At 69.9% G+C, this 15,703-nt stretch carries 21 protein-coding genes and 3 pseudogenes; 21 read left to right on the top strand and 3 right to left on the bottom strand.

Going from position 1 to position 15,703, the window contains the following annotated elements; all coding sequences use genetic code 11:
• The first annotated feature begins 85 nt into the window (after nt 1–85).
• From ACZ43N_RS36130 to ACZ43N_RS36120, 3 genes are all read left to right on the top strand, one after another.
• The gene (locus ACZ43N_RS36130; RefSeq protein WP_468103281.1) at nt 86–2,485 is read left to right on the top strand and encodes a DNA translocase FtsK; all 2,400 of its coding nucleotides are present in this window, start codon (nt 86–88) and stop codon (nt 2,483–2,485) included.
• Nucleotides 2,486–2,571: 86 nt separating this feature from the next.
• Nucleotides 2,572–2,748, top strand: coding sequence for a hypothetical protein (locus ACZ43N_RS36125; RefSeq protein WP_468103280.1), 177 nt, complete (start codon nt 2,572–2,574; stop codon nt 2,746–2,748).
• 73 nt (nt 2,749–2,821) lie between these two features.
• The gene (locus ACZ43N_RS36120) at nt 2,822–3,367 is read left to right on the top strand and encodes a DUF6197 family protein (protein WP_468103279.1); all 546 of its coding nucleotides are present in this window, start codon (nt 2,822–2,824) and stop codon (nt 3,365–3,367) included.
• Nucleotides 3,368–3,394: 27 nt separating this feature from the next.
• On the opposite strand, the gene ACZ43N_RS36115 is transcribed toward ACZ43N_RS36120, so the two are convergent.
• Nucleotides 3,395–3,607, bottom strand: coding sequence for a hypothetical protein (locus ACZ43N_RS36115; protein WP_468103278.1), 213 nt, complete (start codon nt 3,605–3,607; stop codon nt 3,395–3,397).
• Between the two features lie 184 nt (nt 3,608–3,791).
• On the opposite strand from ACZ43N_RS36115, the gene ACZ43N_RS36110 reads away from it, so the two are divergent.
• From ACZ43N_RS36110 to ACZ43N_RS36090, 5 genes are all read left to right on the top strand, one after another.
• On the top strand, nt 3,792–4,565 hold the full coding sequence (locus ACZ43N_RS36110; protein WP_468103277.1) for a hypothetical protein: 774 nt from the start codon (nt 3,792–3,794) through the stop codon (nt 4,563–4,565).
• Nucleotides 4,566–4,763: 198 nt separating this feature from the next.
• Nucleotides 4,764–5,156, top strand: a complete 393-nt coding sequence (locus ACZ43N_RS36105; RefSeq protein ID WP_468103276.1) for a hypothetical protein — start codon at nt 4,764–4,766, stop codon at nt 5,154–5,156.
• Nucleotides 5,157–5,355: 199 nt separating this feature from the next.
• Nucleotides 5,356–5,838 (top strand): RRQRL motif-containing zinc-binding protein, encoded by a 483-nt coding sequence (locus ACZ43N_RS36100; RefSeq protein WP_468103275.1) that lies wholly within the window; start codon nt 5,356–5,358, stop codon nt 5,836–5,838.
• A gap of 118 nt (nt 5,839–5,956) precedes the next feature.
• Nucleotides 5,957–6,292 (top strand): hypothetical protein, encoded by a 336-nt coding sequence (locus ACZ43N_RS36095; RefSeq protein WP_468103274.1) that lies wholly within the window; start codon nt 5,957–5,959, stop codon nt 6,290–6,292.
• Nucleotides 6,289–7,107 carry a hypothetical protein gene (locus ACZ43N_RS36090; protein ID WP_468103273.1) on the top strand — a complete coding sequence of 273 codons (819 nt, stop codon included), beginning with the start codon at nt 6,289–6,291 and terminating at the stop codon, nt 7,105–7,107. Before ACZ43N_RS36095 ends, ACZ43N_RS36090 begins: the two co-directional genes overlap by 4 nt.
• 502 nt (nt 7,108–7,609) lie before the next feature.
• On the opposite strand, the gene ACZ43N_RS36085 is transcribed toward ACZ43N_RS36090, so the two are convergent.
• A complete protein-coding gene (locus ACZ43N_RS36085) occupies nt 7,610–8,158 on the bottom strand; it encodes a hypothetical protein (protein ID WP_468103272.1) in 549 nt (182 codons plus the stop codon).
• The gene (locus ACZ43N_RS36080; protein ID WP_468103271.1) at nt 8,155–8,607 is read right to left on the bottom strand and encodes a transposase; all 453 of its coding nucleotides are present in this window, start codon (nt 8,605–8,607) and stop codon (nt 8,155–8,157) included. The genes ACZ43N_RS36085 and ACZ43N_RS36080 overlap by 4 nt, the downstream gene beginning before the upstream one ends.
• 120 nt (nt 8,608–8,727) lie before the next feature.
• Here ACZ43N_RS36080 and ACZ43N_RS36075 point away from each other — a divergent pair.
• The 13 genes and pseudogenes from ACZ43N_RS36075 to ACZ43N_RS36015 all read left to right on the top strand — a co-directional run.
• Nucleotides 8,728–8,969 (top strand): annotated as a pseudogene (locus tag ACZ43N_RS36075) (hypothetical protein); the annotation flags it as partial.
• Nucleotides 8,970–9,495 (top strand): annotated as a pseudogene (locus ACZ43N_RS36070) (ATP-binding protein); the annotation flags it as partial.
• Between the two features lie 103 nt (nt 9,496–9,598).
• Nucleotides 9,599–9,910: a hypothetical protein gene (locus ACZ43N_RS36065; protein ID WP_468103270.1), complete on the top strand. Its 312-nt coding sequence runs from the start codon at nt 9,599–9,601 to the stop codon at nt 9,908–9,910.
• Between the two features lie 90 nt (nt 9,911–10,000).
• The gene (locus ACZ43N_RS36060; protein ID WP_468103269.1) at nt 10,001–10,675 is read left to right on the top strand and encodes a GGDEF domain-containing protein; all 675 of its coding nucleotides are present in this window, start codon (nt 10,001–10,003) and stop codon (nt 10,673–10,675) included.
• Nucleotides 10,672–11,115 (top strand): ASCH domain-containing protein, encoded by a 444-nt coding sequence (locus tag ACZ43N_RS36055; protein ID WP_468103268.1) that lies wholly within the window; start codon nt 10,672–10,674, stop codon nt 11,113–11,115. The genes ACZ43N_RS36060 and ACZ43N_RS36055 overlap by 4 nt, the downstream gene beginning before the upstream one ends.
• A 297-nt stretch (nt 11,116–11,412) precedes the next feature.
• Nucleotides 11,413–11,586, top strand: coding sequence for a hypothetical protein (locus ACZ43N_RS36050; protein WP_468103267.1), 174 nt, complete (start codon nt 11,413–11,415; stop codon nt 11,584–11,586).
• A gap of 11 nt (nt 11,587–11,597) precedes the next feature.
• Nucleotides 11,598–12,425, top strand: a complete 828-nt coding sequence (locus tag ACZ43N_RS36045) for an Lsr2 family DNA-binding protein (RefSeq protein ID WP_468103266.1) — start codon at nt 11,598–11,600, stop codon at nt 12,423–12,425.
• Entirely contained in the window at nt 12,425–12,676 is a 252-nt protein-coding gene (locus ACZ43N_RS36040) for a hypothetical protein (RefSeq protein WP_468103265.1), read from the top strand. The genes ACZ43N_RS36045 and ACZ43N_RS36040 overlap by 1 nt, the downstream gene beginning before the upstream one ends.
• Before the next feature lie 321 nt (nt 12,677–12,997).
• Nucleotides 12,998–13,543 (top strand): hypothetical protein, encoded by a 546-nt coding sequence (locus tag ACZ43N_RS36035; protein WP_468103264.1) that lies wholly within the window; start codon nt 12,998–13,000, stop codon nt 13,541–13,543.
• Nucleotides 13,544–13,570: 27 nt separating this feature from the next.
• Complete coding sequence (locus ACZ43N_RS36030; RefSeq protein ID WP_468103263.1) at nt 13,571–14,098, top strand: hypothetical protein; 528 nt, start codon at nt 13,571–13,573, stop codon at nt 14,096–14,098.
• The gene (locus ACZ43N_RS36025; RefSeq protein WP_468103262.1) at nt 14,095–14,448 is read left to right on the top strand and encodes an ASCH domain-containing protein; all 354 of its coding nucleotides are present in this window, start codon (nt 14,095–14,097) and stop codon (nt 14,446–14,448) included. The genes ACZ43N_RS36030 and ACZ43N_RS36025 overlap by 4 nt, the downstream gene beginning before the upstream one ends.
• A gap of 55 nt (nt 14,449–14,503) precedes the next feature.
• Nucleotides 14,504–14,770, top strand: a pseudogene (locus tag ACZ43N_RS36020) (IS200/IS605 family accessory protein TnpB-related protein); the annotation flags it as partial.
• A gap of 84 nt (nt 14,771–14,854) precedes the next feature.
• Complete coding sequence (locus ACZ43N_RS36015) at nt 14,855–15,514, top strand: hypothetical protein (protein ID WP_468103261.1); 660 nt, start codon at nt 14,855–14,857, stop codon at nt 15,512–15,514.
• Nucleotides 15,515–15,703 lie beyond the last annotated feature (189 nt).

Raw genomic sequence — 15,703 nt, 5'->3', positions numbered from 1 at the left:
ATCCACCCCTGATCGAGGGCCGCGCTCCCCCGCCGGAGCGCGGCCCTCACCCATTCCACCCACGAGAGAAGGGACCACTGCCGTGATGAAGCGGATGCCCATGAAGGCGAAGGTGGAGCGCGCCGTGTACGGGGCGTCCGTCATCGCGCTGCCCGTCCTGCCCGAACTCGGTGAGGCCGTCGTGAACGCGCCGGTCGCCGTGGCCGGCAGCGGCTGCCTGTGGTGGCTGTACCGCCGGGTGAAGGCCGGTGACTTCCCCAAGGCGCTCAAGACCGCCCAGCGGGCGCTGCCCGTCCTGTCCGGCACCGCCCTCTATGCGACGAACGCGATCGCGCCGGGCACCTCGTGGTGGCAGATCGCCGTACCCGTCGCCTGGGGCGGCCTGATGGCAGGGTGGCTGCCCGTTACCCGCGCCGGATGGACCCCCACCGACGAGAGCGAAGCGGTGGAGCCCTACCCGACGGACTTTGCCGGAGTCGTCGCCCGGATGTGGGCCGATGCGAAGGTCTCGCAGGAGACCTGGCTGGAGAACATCGAGCAGCTGGTCGGCGCCGACCAGCCCGACTTCGTCGCCGATGTCGTCGCTCCGGCCGGAACGGCCGTGCCCCGCATGGACCTGGTCGACGTCGCCGCCGTGTACGGCTACCCCGTCACCACAGTGTCCTTGAAGGAAATCGACGGCGTCGGCCCCGGCCGGATGCGGCTCACCGTCGCGCCGACCCGCGCGCCACAGAGCCGCTTCGACCAGATGTGGCACGACTACATCGCCGCCCCCGGCGGGGCGATCCCCGGCGCGCAGGTCGTCGCGATCGACGACGACGTGCCCGGCCGGGTGATGATCCTCGCAGCGGTCCCCGCCAGCCAGATCGCCCGCGTCGACCACGAACGGCTGTGCAGCGCCTTCGGTATCAACCCCTCCGAGATGCGGCTCGTGGCCGACGCCCAGGGCCGCGAGGTCCTCATCTCGCTGTACGACGAAGCACCGTTCAGGACCTCCCGCAGGGCCACCCGTGAACTGCTCACCCTGGACGCCTACGGGCGGTTCACGATCGGCACCGGCCACGACGGGCGCGACGCCAAGGTCCACATGCGGTCCGCCTCCGGCACCCTGCACGGCTTCCTGGTCGGGGTCACCGGCTCCGGCAAGACCGTCGCGATGGCGCTGATGTGCGCCGCGTACGCCAACGCCGGCGTCGTCTCCTGGGTGACCTCCGCCCGCCCCGACGCGCAGATGACCGCGGTCGGCCGCTACGTCGACCGCCAGGGCTCCGGCCCGCTGTTCACCGTGCGGATGCTGCGCGCGGCCGTCGCCCTGATGGGCGTGCGCGGTGAGACCAACTCCGAGGTCGGGCACGACTTCTCGCCGCACTCCCCCTACCCGGCCCTCGTCCTGGTCCTGGACGAGTTCAACTCCCAGGTCGGTGACCCCGAGTACGGCGACGAGATCGCCGAACTGACCGACATCCTCGCCCGCGAGGGCCGCAAGTTCGGCATCGGCGTGCTCTTCGCCGGCCAGACCCTCAACCTCGACAAGCTGGGCGGCGCCGCCTCCCTGCGCGAGCAGGTCCAAGGCGGCGTCGGCATCGTGCTGCGCATCGCCGGCGGAATCGCCGCCCGGCAGGCCACCGGCGGACTCGCCGGGGACGCCGAACTCGCCCCCGTCCCCGACCGGCTGGGCGCCGCCGTGTCCCTGATGGACCGCATGAAGGGCACCGAGGACGACCGTCCCGGCCAGTCCACCCAAGGCGCCGGCCACGTCGTCACCGGCTCCGGCGCACTGTTCATGCGCACCCTGCACGTCCACCTACCCGACGACGGCTCACCCGACGGCCTCGGCGACATCTTCCCCGCAGACAGCGCCATCAGCACCCTCACCGACCGGGAAGCCGACGCCCTGTACGACCTGGGCGACCTCTACGGCGACTGGAACGCCCCCGCCCCCACCCCGGACGGCGAGAACGCCGGTGGTGCGCCGATGCCGCCCATGTTCACCACGGCCAAGCCGAAGAAGACGACCGTCAAGGACCAGATCCTCGCCGTCGTCACCCGCCGCATGACCGCCAAGGAGATCCGCGAGGCGGTCGACGCGGCGGGCGGCACCGTCCGCAACGCGCTCAGTGACCTCGTCCAGGACGGCCAGCTGCTCCTGGTCGACCACGGCCTCTACGCCCCCGCCCACGGAGCCGGAGCCGAACACGCCAGCGCCAACGTGGGTCTCAGCCTGCCCGACGGCATCGACGGCGCCATGGTCGTGGATGCCGCCGAGCTGATCATCACCAGCCAGTTCGGATCACCGGCGATGGTGCAGCGCAAGCTGCGCATCGGCTTCGGCCTGGTCGAACAGCTCATGAACGTCCTCGAGGAGCGCGGCATCGTCGGCCCCGCCGACGGCGGCAAGGCCCGCGAGGTCCTCGCACGCGCCGATGCGGCAGACGACGTGCTGCGCGAGCTGCGTCACGACTTCGGAGTCGAAACCGCCGACTGACCACCACACGCGCTGCCCGGGGCGGGACGGCACACCCGTCCCGCCCCGGTCACCAACACCCGGCCCACCTGCCTTCAGGAGCCCTCATGGTCATCTCCTTCTCCCTCGCCGTCATCGTCGGCGTGCTGGTCAAGACCGGCTACCAGCGCATCTGGCCCGGGATCGGCTGCCTGCTGCTCGGCTTCGCCCTCGCCTCCACCGGCCTCGCCCCCGGCATCACCACCGCGATCCAGGTCGTCACCGGATGGATCAGCTCAACCTGACCCCTTCCTCTCTCACCGAGCTCACTTCGGCCACCGAGCGCCGTAGACGCTCACCCCTGCCCGGAGCCTCCCCATGCAGAACCTCACCGGTGCCCCCGCACCCGCCAGCCCGGCCAGTACCGGCACACGGCCGGTTCTCTCCCTGGAGGACCGGCTCGCGGCCCTGGACGCGGCGATGACCGTCAAGCTGGACGAAGCCGCCGTCGCGTTCGAGGTCAACACCGCGCACATCCCCAGCGCCCTGGTGGACCTCGCCGACGCCGTCACCCTCCCCGGCGCCGTCGAAACCGCTGCTCATCCGATGCCGGACCTGTACCCGACCCCCGTCGCTGCCCTGCTGCAGCGCGCCCACCACCGCATGGTCACCGACGGCTGGTGCGCCGGTGCCCTTGTCGACACGGACGGCGCGGTCTGTCTGCTTGGAGCCATCACGAAACAGGCCGGCGGCGACCACAGCCTGGCAGGACGCGCCCTGGACGTCCTCATGGACGTCATCCGGCGCAACTTCGGACCGGACGTGGACTCGGTGCCGTCGTTCAACGACGCCTTCGCGACCGGCCGCGTCCCGACGCGGATGCTCGAAGAAGCCGCAGTCCTGGCCGACGCACGCGGACTATGACCTCCTGCCCCGGCCCGGGGACGCAGGTCAGATGTCGATCCGCAGCTGGCCGTGGTCGTCGATCCACGCGTCATAGATCACGCCGTCGACGATCGCTCCGGAGACCGCGACCTCGAAGCCCTCTTCGGCGTCGATCCACAACTGACCGGCGTCATCCGTCCAGGCCGGCCAGATCACCCCGTCGGTGTCGACCACCGACTCGAACTCCACCACGGGCTCCTCACGAGAGAACAGCCCCATCGCGCCCCCTCTCCTTCTCCGTGTCAGCCCCAGCGTGGCGCACCAAGGGGGCGCTGCACCAGATCCCGGATCACCCGCCTCGTACCCGAACCACGCCCCGCCGGGCGGACGTCGGGTGCGGGCCAGGCCATCCGGCCGACCACGCACACCACGCCCAACCGCATCCCGTGAAGGAGCAGCGACCATGCCCGCCAACGACACGCCCCCCACCGGCCAGGACCGCCCGACCGGCATCTTCGACATCACCGAACTGCCGCCCGCACCCGCCCTCCAGGGAAAGCAACGCCTCGTACGGCTGCGCACGGCATGGCGGGAATCCTGGAAGGAGGGCGGCTTCCTCTACCAGCGCTGGGAGGACCTGTCCCAGGCCCGGTACGCCGACTGGCACGAACTCGCGAACTGGATCAAGGCAACCGGCCTAATGGCCGGACTCTGCCTCATCGTCATCATGGTCGACACCGCCGGCGACATCATCGGCACCGCCCTCCAAGGCATGTCCGCCGCCCCGGCCACCGGCACCGGCGACCGAAACGGCCTGTGGGGAACGATCGACCAGCCCATCCGGGTCTTCCTCACCCAGCAGGCCGCTCACCTCGCCGTCACCCCGGCCGCCCTCTACGCCTTCTGGCAGCTCACCGGACTGCTCGGACTCATCGGCGGCTTCTTCGGCAACGCCGGCGCCCGCATAGCCTGGGTCCTGTTCGGCTGCACAAGCCTCGCGATGACCTGGTCGGCCACCCCCGCCGGAGGCCGCGCCGCCGCCACCGGACTGGCCGCCCTCATGTGGGCCCTGGCCAGCACCGTCGCCCTGCGCGGCCTGACGCTGCGGCCCATCGTCCACAACCACCCGCCGCAGTACCAGTTCAACCCCGCCCTCCACCTCCACACCCTCCTCCCTGACCCGGCGGGCGACGACTTCGGCAACACACCCGACAACGCCCAGCCGTTCCAGCGCTGACCTCCGGTCGCTCCGCCTGGTCCTGGCCCACCCCCACCTCGGGCGGGCCAGGACCGGACAGGCCGACCGGCCGCCACGCACCACCTGGCGCCCCGGCCGACGAAACAACGCGCCGACGCGCTGCAAACCCCCTGTCCCGCACCGCACGGGACGGCTGTTTGGGTCCGGACAGTCCGGCCCCACCCGCTGGAGGAATTCATGCAGATCACCGAGATGCAGAACAGGGCCGCCGCCCTCCTGACCGCAGTCCGCACCGAGGAAGGCGAGCGCCGCAAGCAGATGCTGGAAGAGGCACGGCTGTGGATCAACCTCGCCCACACCGTCCCAGCGCCCCCGACCGTGCAGCAGGCGAAGGTGCCGGAGGGCACCGTGATGCGGATCCGCACCTGCGGTGGCGCTCTCACCGTCGTCGTGGAGAAGCACGACCGGGTCTACCACTGGCACTGCCTCGGCTGCGGCATCGGTGACGACAACAGCACCTCGATCAGGCACAACGCGCGCGCCGCCGCCACCGAGCACGCACGAGACTGCTGGGTCCTGCCCGAACCCGCCACCGGCGCGCAGACCACGGCGGGCGTCAACACCCCGTAGCCACGGCCGCAGCCGCACACAACACCGCGCCCCGCCGGACCACCCCGGCGGGGCGCCGCCGTCCCCGCTCCCGACCCGCTGGAGGAACGCCCGTGCTCATCCCCAGACCGCGCCGCCGCATCGGCCGACTCCGCCCTTTCCGCCCTGGCCCTCGCCACCCGCACCGCCCCGCCCGGTTGCCCGGCACCTGGAGGCAGTGATGCCGCGTCCCAGGAAGAAGCGCCGCCGCCTCAAGGCGAACCGGATACCGCGCAGCACGGCGCTCCTGCCGGAGTTCGATCGCGGCGCCGTGCCCGACGGGATGGTCACCCGCCGCCAGTTACGGGACCTGAACCTCAGCCCGGGCGACAACCGCGGCCCGGACGGTGCCCGCGGGCCGGTCGCGATCCTGCGCTGCAAGTGGTGCTCCTACCGGCCCCAGTGGTCGTGCAACCACCCCACCCGAGCGGGGCTGTTCCGCGTCGATCTGGCGAAGCACAAGAGGACGCCGACGCTCGCTCAGGAGTGGGCGCTGGACCGGGCGATGGCTGCTCGCCAGACCTGCTCCGGCTGCGGGAGGCGGTTCTTCAACTGCCTCTCCAAGAAGCTCGGGTGCTGCCTGGAATGCTTCGACGGCACACCGGTGGACCCCACCACGTACATCGCCCCCAAGGCCCTGACCGCTCTACGCCCTGCCGCCTGACCCTCACGGCTCCGCCCCGGCGATGCAGGCCGGGGCGGAACCGCCGGGCGGCCGCGCAGCGGCAAAGGGCCGGCCGCCCCGCTCCCTCACCCCTATCGAGATCAGAAGAGACACCATCATGCAGCGTCCCGCGAACTTCGCCGCCCTGCTCGGACTTACCCGCGCCGCCAGCGCGATCGGCGACTTCTGGGTCCAGAACGACTACTGCGCCCGCGTGAAGGGCGCCTCCGACGACTGCCCGGTCAGCTACGAGGACCCGGCCACCCAGGAGAAGACCACCCACGGAACGGCCGACGGCCGCAAGGCGTGCCTGCACCACTGCCTTTCTCTCGGGGGGACGGCCACGGAGAGTTCGGAAGGCATGATCACTGTGCAGCTCAGCGGGGTGTGTCTGTGGCTGTTGTGTGCGCGACAGATGTCGCAGACCAAAGCGGTGTCACAATCCTCAACATGAAGAAAGACCCGCGCGGGACACATCTCATCGCGATAGGGCACCAGACCGTGTCGTGGGCGGTCGCAGAACTCATACGGGGAGTGCAGACCGACGAGCTTGCAAAGCTGAAGGTGGGGTCGGGCGAGCATCTGGCCGCGCTGCTGGCGACCGCGTTTCTCGGGACCGCACCGACGTCGGTCGACACCGGGGGAGGTCCAGACCTGGTGTTCGACGTGACGACGTCGATCTGCACCGACCTCTCCCTCAGTGACCTGGTCGGGCGTACTGATGTTCAGTTCGCGGACTTCGAGGTGAAGTCATTGCCGGGATCCTTTCGGCAGTTCGATGCGGAGTTTGACAAGGCGACCGCTGCGGGGGTCGAGCCGAGGGAGACCTGGCATTGGTCAACGTTCGTAACGGCCAACGACGTGGTCCGCACCGCTGGCGGGATGATCGAGAAGGCGGGCAAGCAGCTGGCGCGGAAGTCAGCCCCGGAGCGTGCACGGGGTGTCTTCCTCATCGCGCATTTCTTTGACCACCCATTCGTCGAGTGTTTGCAGCCGGTCATCGCGCACTACTTGGAGCCGCCCGAGCTCCCTGAGGGGGTGGACAGTGTGTGGGTGCTCTTCGCCCCGTACAACCTTGTTGTCTGGTCGGCCGACCTCGGACGGTGGACGGAGTTGGTCTTTGGAGCAGTCGATCCCAGCGAGGGTGTGCTTGAGATCGACGGGGACATTGCGCTGCTGCAGCACTTCGAGGCCGCATACCTGGAGCAGGCCGGGACGTCGACGCCGTCACCCTTCTTCTACAAGCTCACGACTCATGTAGTGGAGTAGGAGATCGCTAAGTCGCCGACGGTCCCGTTAAGGGCTATCGACGACATGAGGTTCGCGGGGGTGACGGAATGAAGCGGCCACAAGCGCCGGATACTGAAGCGTTTCGTGCGGTGGACGTGCCCCACATCGCCGACTTCATCAGCAGGAGCGAACATGAAGCCCTATCCGAACTCCCTACCCCCCGTCGACCACAGGGTTTCCTTGAGGAAGCCTCCACGTCCGGGACCGGCGATCGTCCTGTCAGGCATCGCAGAGCGGCACGGTTGGAGGGCCAGCGATCACTGGCACTACGAACCGGGCTCGTATGCGAACCCCGTGTTCATGCTGTTGCTTACCCATCCCGATCGAAAGCTCCGCTTGGAATATGCGGTGCAGTGGAAACGTCGCCAGCCGACGTTCGACCTCGGCTGGTGGAGCCGAGGAAAGGTCGTGCAGCGCCCTTCGGCCTGGCCAAGGGTCGGACGGCTGTCAGACAAGGCGATACGGCGGTTGCAATGGGTGATCAGCACGAACGGCGTGGAGGGCTAAGCCCATTGAGTTGTGCCATCAGCTCACGGTTTGCCGTCCGCGCCGCAGCTAGGTCGTCGTTCCGTTCTTCCAGCTCAGCGCGGAGGCCGAGGATCTGTTGCTCCAGTTCGTCAATCCGGCGCGTGAGTGTCTCGACGTCGGCGGGGGCGCCAAGGCCGGAGGCTTCCCAAGCGGCCTGTCCGAGTGTCTCGGACAGGCGTCGTTCGAGCCGGGTGATGTGCGCGGACAGGCGCCCGTTGCGGGTCGTGAGGTTCGCGACGTCGGCCAGCAGCGACTGACGACTGACCTGGGCCCCGGTGGTTGCGCCGGGCGGCGGTTCGGCCGCGCGGGCAAGGACGGCTGCGTGGAGGTCGCCATGACGGTGGATCAGGCTGCGGTGGACGCCAGCCGCGCGAGCGACCGAGGAGACGGTGATCTCCTCGCCGTTCGCGGCGAGCTGGTCGAGAACCCTGTAGACCCGTGCCCGGCGGCGTTCGGAGTCCGCAGCCCGCGCCTTGGCCAGATGATCCGGTGACGCGGTCATGCGTCGCGCTCCAGCCGCAGGTCCGGCTCCGGGGGCCGGCTTCCGGGCATACCGAGGGAGACCGTGCGGGTCTTGCGCAGTGTCCGCGTGGCTTCCTTGATCTGCGCACGTTCGTCGTCGGTGAGTCCTTCGAGGTCGGTCTCGACGCGACGGATCAGGGTGCGGATGCGCTTGATCTCCTCTTCGGACGGGGTCGATTCGGTGCGGGCCCAGTCGTCCAACTCCGTTGCGGCGGTGAGGCGTTCGCGATCTCTCAGCAGCGTGTCGAGGTAGGCCTTCAGCTCTGGCAAGTACGACGGGTCGGTGCGGAAGTGATCGCATCCGACGCAGCGGAACCGGAACGGGCAGCCGTGGCCGCCGGCCTTGACGTTGCTCGGTTCGACGCAGATGCCGTAGGGGACGGAGACCTGACCGATCCGCAGGCGGGCGTGCGCCGCCAGGACCGGCAAGGCCAACTTCTACCGCCTGGCCGACTTCGGCATGAACGGCGCCTTCCACCTCGACAGCACGTGGCACCACGGCTGGGAGACCGTCGCCGCCCTCATCGCCACCACCAAAGCGACCAACCGGTGACCGGCCACTCCCGTACGCGCCTGGAACGCGTCCGCGCCTCGGTCGGCATCGCATCCCTGGCGCTCCAGCAGATCCAGGACGACCTGGGCGCCGACGACGTCGACACCGCGGAGCTCGCCGCGATCCTGCGCGAACTGTCCGAAGACACCGACCCGCCGGCGGGTTCATCGCGGCCCTCGCGCAGCTGCTCACCGTCGCCGCCCGGCGAGCTGAGCAGATCGAGCCCGACCGTGACGGCGGCTTCAACGAGGTCCTCTTCGCGGACAGCCTCTACCGGCTGGAGCCGTTCCTGGAGCAGATCAGCAACATCCGGATCCTCGAGCTCGGCACGGGCGGCAGCGACGGCCTGGGCGACCTGATCCTGCCCCGCCGGTACTTCGGCGCCGAACCTTCCGCTGTGGCGGTGGAAGGACGGTTCCCGCCTCGCCGGGGACGACCGCGTCGCGGAAATCCGTATCGGCCAGCAGTACCTCACCCTCGCCCTGCGCACGGACATCGACGGCGAGGGCAGCGTCGGCTTCGAGGTCCTGCTGCCCTGCCCCTTCGGCGACGAATGTGAGGGCGAGGCGTGGGCGCCGGCCTACACGGTCACCGACCTGTGGGGTGCGCTCACCGGCGACCGCGACCAGGACCCGGACATCGTCTGCACCGTCCACGGCGGATTCGACGACGTCGACCAGGAGGCCGACGACCACGACCAGGACGACGACCCCGAGGGCCGCGCCGACCTCGAAGCGCAGGCCAGGGAAGCGATCCACGCATGAGCTGACGGGCGCTCCGTGCCGCCCCGACCCCGGCCACCACGCCGGGGCCGGGGCGGTCACGGTGGCCCCTCAACCACCGCGAGCACGAGAGGAGATGGACGTCATGACCCTGCCCTACTTCGAGGTCGACGTCCCGACAAAGAGCACCACCCAGCCCGGCCTGGAAGGCGTGCACGTCTTCACCGGCCGGGCCGACAGCCGCAGCGCCGCCGTACGGATCGCGCACGAGGTCTACGACGCGGCACGCGCCGCGCGCGAGGCCGGACTCGAGATCCCTCACGACCGGCCGGACGGCTGGGGCGCGTGCGGTTACCGGCCCGGCTGGGAGCTCGACTGGCCCGCCGCGACCGTCGGCCGCTGGAACAACCCGTACAGCTGGGGCCGCACCGCCGACGACGGTGACTTCGAGCTGTAGCTACGCCCCGGGACAGCCGCTCTGCTTGCCGGCTTCGACGGCTGCCCCGGGCCCATCCATCCCGTACGAGACGAGACGGAGAACCCAAGTATGTCGTCCCTCCTGCGCGTTCAAGGCCGGATCGGCCAGCGCACCCTCTTACTGACAGCCGCCGCCGTGCCACTGACCGGCTGGGCGGTCCACGCGGTCGCGCTGCACCGGCAGCTCGCAGCCACCCGTCGCGACCCGCTGACCGGCCTGCTGCGCCGCGACTCCTACACCGAGCGAGCCCGCCGGCTCCTGGCCCGCCGCGACGACCTGGCCGTGGTCATGGTCGACCAGGACCACTTCAAGGCCGTGAACGACGACCTCGGGCACCCGGCCGGGGATGCTGTCCTGGCCGCGACCGCCGCCCGGCTCACCTCGTGGGCGGGCCCGCGCGCGTCCGTCGGCCGCCTCGGAGGCGATGAGTTCGCCGTCGTGTTGCCGATGTCCCCGTGCCGCCGCGAGGCCCGCCTCGCGACGCTGGTGAGGATGCTGCGCACGCCAGTCGTCCTGGACGACGGCCGCACCGTCGACGTCGCCGCCTCGGTCGGCGTCGCGACCCCGGACGTGATCGGCTCCCGCGACCTGTACCTGCTGCAGCGGGCCGCCGATGCCGCCCTCTACAGCGGAAAGCACTCGGGCCGCGCGCACCTCGCGACGAAGGAGCACGCAACGGTGGCGGCCATCAACGGCCGGCGCGCGGGCCGCCCGGGCACGGGTGTGTGGGGGCGAGCCGCATGAGCCTGGACACCCTGCCCGAGGGCGACTGGATCCGCAGCATCACGATCCGCCAGCCCTGGGCGACCTGCATCCTCGCCGGGAAGAACCCGGAGAACAGGCCCGTGCATTGGCCGTGGCAAGGCTGGGTCCTCATCCACGCCGGGAAGAAGAAGCCGGAGCCCGCCGTGCTGCGCGAACCGCTGGTCGCCACCGCGATCCGCGGCCGCGAACTGCATCTCGGCGCGGTCATCGCCGTCGCCCGCCTCACAGGCTGCCACCTGGACCAAGGGCCCGAGCGGTGTACCAGCCCCTGGGCGGAGCGCGGCGCGCACCACCTGGTCCTCGACGACGTCTGGGAGCTCGCCCTTCCCGTGCCCGCCACGGGCGCGCTTCCGGCCTGGAAGCCGACGCCGGACCTGCTGGCGCAGGTGTTCCAACAGCTGCCCGACTTCCGGCCGTGACCCGCACCCGAGGCAAGAAGCCACTGTCGAGCCGGGCCGCGTCCCGGCTCCCGGGGCTCTCCTCGACTGGCGCGACAGCCAGCACTTCGACCGCTGCCAGGACCGCCCCTGCGTGCTGTGCGACAAGCCCACGCCCATGCGCTCCCACTCCGGCGAGCCCGTCCACAAGGCGGGCGCTGAGGACTGGATCGCCGCGAACCCCGTTGAGGCCCGCCTCGGCAGGTTCGCCTTCGACCTCCAGTCCAAACGCCGGCGCGAAGACGACCACGCCCGAACTCCTCCACCTGGAGGCACCCCGTGAGACGCACTCAACGCGACGTCGACCCCGCCCTGGCCTACCCCGAGCCGCCCGCCTCCTCGCTGTGGCACCGCCACGGCGCGAAGGCCCGACCGCTCACCGATGCCCAGAGGAAGCGCAACCGCGAGCTCCTGGACATCGCGCAGCGCAAGCCCCGCACCAGGGCTGCGTAGGAAGGCCGGTCATGTTCACCGACATGAAGGAGGCCCTCGCAGCCGAGGGCCTCGAACTCACCGAGCTCGGCAGCGACCAGAGCATCGCCGCATCCCTTGCGGTCGCCTACCACGCCCGTGACAAGGACGACCTCACCCACCTGCTCGGCGCGCTCGGACTGCCCTGCGACGAAGACGATCTCGTGCCCCTGCTCCCCCACCTCACCACCCGCGAGGACGCCACCCCGACGACCGGAGATCCGATGCCCACCAACGCCTTCACCGCCACCGCCGCCTCCATGCTCAACAACGGCTCCAGCCCCGAGTACGTCCGTGCAACCCTCGGCCTGTCGGAGAGCGAACTCGCCGAAGCCCTCCACCACACCGACCACGACACCCCCACCCCGGACCCCGACACCGACTCGCGGGCGACGGCCGATCCGGCGTCCTGTGGCACGCTGGGCAACGACGGGATCGACGCCCTGCTCACCTGGGCGAAGCACCACCCGGCCGCCTCGATCCGTAACAAGGCAGCCCGGATCCGCAGCGACCTCTATGAGCTGACCGTCCGCCGCCAGGCCGACAACGCCCAGCGCGAGGCCGAAGAGCGCGTCGCCACCCTCAAGGCCGAGCTAGAGAAGGCGCAGGAGACCCTGCGCACGGTGAAGGCCGGAGGCCGCCCCACCACTCCCCCGGTTGCTCCCGCGCCGACTGGCGACAAGCGCAGGAAGGCGCTGGCCGCGATCCGGACGTGGGCGCGCGCCAACGGCCAACATGTCGCCGACGCCGGGGTGATCCGGAAGTCGGTGGTAGATGCCTACGACGCCGCCCACCGCACCACCGCCCGGGTCGTGGGCTGATGGACACCAAGTCCCTCACCATCGACGGCTTCCTCGACACCGTCCCCACGTCCGGCGATGCGCCGGGGACCGCCCGGTTCCAGCTGGTCGTCGTCTCGCCCACCGGCGACGTCGTGGACGACGGGGCCTGGTCCTGCACCACCAACACCTGCCCCGGATCGCGCTCGTACTGCTCACCGAGGTCCAGTCCGGCGGCCTGCTGCGCGTTTCCGGCGTCCTCGCCGAGTCCGTGGCGGAGCCCCCCCGGCTGACCGTTGACGCCGTGGAGGTCCTTGCCATCCCCCGCGCGGGGGTCCCCCCTCGCTATCGGGTGTACGGGAGGCCGGCACCGAGGCGTTGACCTGACTACGTGGCAGTCAGATTGAGCGCCCACGCCTCCACCGTGTGGGCCCTCAACATGTCGGGCGCTCCGCCTGGTCCTTGCACCGCCCCGTGTTCCGGCGGACACGCGAGGATCGGACAGGCCGCCTGGCCTCCCCCGCAACCAACTGCCGTTCCAGCCGCCCGCAGACCTTTCGCTACAGCGGCCCGGCCCACGCATCCAGCAGCTCACCGACACGAGAGGCAGCTCCATGACGCTCGTCAGCCCGAACACCGTCCTCGCGAACGCCCTGACGAACGTGGAGGACGTTCTCGCCCCGCGCATCCGCTCAAGCAGGACACAGCGGATCGCCCTGGTGGTTGGCACCCAGATCAACGGCGCACCGCACGCCGGTACTTCGCTGGTGCAGTCGATGGCCTTCGCCACGGCAGCCCGGCTCCGCGAACGCCACAGCCTGCCCGTGGAGATCCGGTTCTCGGCACTGGACAACGCGCCGCACGAGCTCGTCACCGACCCTGTATCGGGGAACCGCTACCAGCGGACATACGCCCAGGCCCTCGGCACGGACGGCATCGCCCGCTTGGTCGACGCCCTCTACCGGCCCATGTTCGACGCCCTGTCGGAGCGGCTAAGCGTGCCGTACGGCGTGGAAACCTACTCGCAGCAGCAAGAGACCATTCCGTTCCGGGAAGCATGGCTGCGGGTGCTGCCGCGCCTGGAAGCCGCAAACCTCTGGCTGGCTCCCTCCACAGGAGTGCCGCACCTTCGGGTGCCCTGCCCGCACTTCTGCGGGTGAGCGGAGAAATATGCACAACGCACCAGCGTGGAACTCCTCGGCCGCGGCCTCGCCCGCGTGTCGGCGGTCTGCCTGCACCACGGCCCCTACACAGCCACGATCACACCGACCGGCGGCGGCTATCTCGACCTCGCCACCCTGTACCGGAACATGGTCAAGGAACTCGCCGCGCTCGCGGAGACCGGGGTTCTCCAGGTAATGGTCAAGGGCACCGACTGGATGCCCGGGAGCCTCCTGGTTGACGGTGCACTCCAGGCGGTGGGCCTGACCCGGGGCCAGCTGCCTGCGCGGCTGTTCTGCCCGATGATCGTCGCCGAGACGGGCGCCAAGCTCTCCAAGAGCCTCATCCACTCGGGGGACGCGTCATTGCCCGCAGGCGCTGAACCCTGGATGCTCGACACCCGGAAGTGGCCCGGCACCGTGGAAGAGTTTGCGGACCGCCTGCTGAATCTGGCGGAGCTGCTGCTGTCCCACCCCCGGCACTTCTTCCGCTCGTACTCGGCTGCGGAGCTGTCGCGGCTGATGTCCTTACCCGCAGGGAGCCCGACCACATGAGCACCACCTCAGCCCGCGTCATCGAGCTGAACCTGTACCCCCAGTACTTCGATCTCGTGGCCGCCGGCCGCAAGACCCGGGAAGTCCGGGTGAAGTACCCGAAGTTCGACGGCTTGGCGGTAGGTGACCTGATCAGGTTTGCCGTGAAGAACACCGCCCGGTCATGCCTGACGCGGGTGACGCGGGTCGCCGTATACGCCTCGTTCGAGGAACTTCTGGACGCCGAGGGGCCGTCCCAGGTGAATCCCGAGGCGACCCGTGAGGAGCAACTGGCCAACGTCCGGTGCATCTACCCGCCGGAGAAGGAACGGCTGGGGTGCCTGGCCATTGGTATCGAACTGGTCGACTGACCCCAGACAACGAGGCTCCCGGCCGCCCCTATAACAAGGGGGAGCGGCCGTGGGCCACTGGCACAAACCCCTCATCGGCAAGACTAGGAAGACCACCCGCCACGACGCGGCAGCCGTGGCGATCGGAAGGCGCGCCCTCTGCACCCGGTCCGGCGATGGACGACACCGCCCTGCTTACCGGAGTGATGAGCAGGGGCATCGGACGGTCCAGGCCCGACCGGGCGTCCCGGGGCGTGAGGGACCTTGTGCCCGCATCCCCGGACCACGGAGACGATCTGTGCCGCCCGGACGCGGAGCGAAAGCGGGCGACCAGGAGACCCAGATCATGTGACTTTCTGCCGGCAGCGGCCAACAGGATCACTCGCGACGGCGGTCCGCGTAAGATCACCGCTCGAGGGGTGGTGGCATGGCCATGAGGAACTACCGGTGGTGCGTGGCGATCGCGGCGGCACTGCTGCTGGCCGGCTGCGACGGTGGCGCGGAGAGCGACAGCTGGAACGGCAAGGCGGTGGCGCTCACGAAGGAACAAGTACGGGAGACGTTGCCGGATGGCGGGGCCATGAAGGGTTGGAAGGAGTCGGCTCGGCCCACGACCGTTGAAATGGACAAGCTCTACCGTTCGGAGGCCTGCCCCATCAAGGGCAACGCGGGCTGCGAGAACTCCCGCTTCTTCGGCGGCTCAACTTTCCGGCGCAACGACACCGCCGCCACCGTCACCTTTCTGATCATCGCCTACGATAGCGAACAGGCTGCCCGTAAGGCGTACGACGTGCTCTGGGACGGCTACTACGGCAAGAGGGCGGGACAGCGGGCCAAGACGTTCAGCCTCGGCCCGATTGGTGACGAGCGTGACGCCCGGTTCGGTTCTTCCGGCTACTTCGGTGAGCCCGGCGCCGTGACCCAGACCCGGGTCGGCACGACGCTGCTGTGGACGCTGGCGGGTTCCATGGATAAAGACAAGGACGGCGTCAACGAGGACAGTGTCCGGGACCTAGCCACGGTGCTCGCCAAGCGGGCCCGACAGGCCCAGAACGGGGACGCGCCTTCCGCCGCGCTCGAGGGCTGACCGGGCGGCCACGCCGGGACCGCCCCGCTGCTGGAGAGCAGAGGAGCTAATCCACCCGAACTTGGTCCCGCTGCACGAGCTACCGGTAGGACCTCTTAGAACTCCTATCGCAATGACTTCAGGCGTCTCCAGCAGATGAGTGCGCATCCGAGGGTGAGGAAGGCTTCGTGGATGTCGTCGCGTATCTCC

Source organism: Streptomyces sp. NPDC030814, from assembly GCF_055572155.1.
This window is presented reverse-complemented; position numbering and strand designations above follow the sequence as displayed.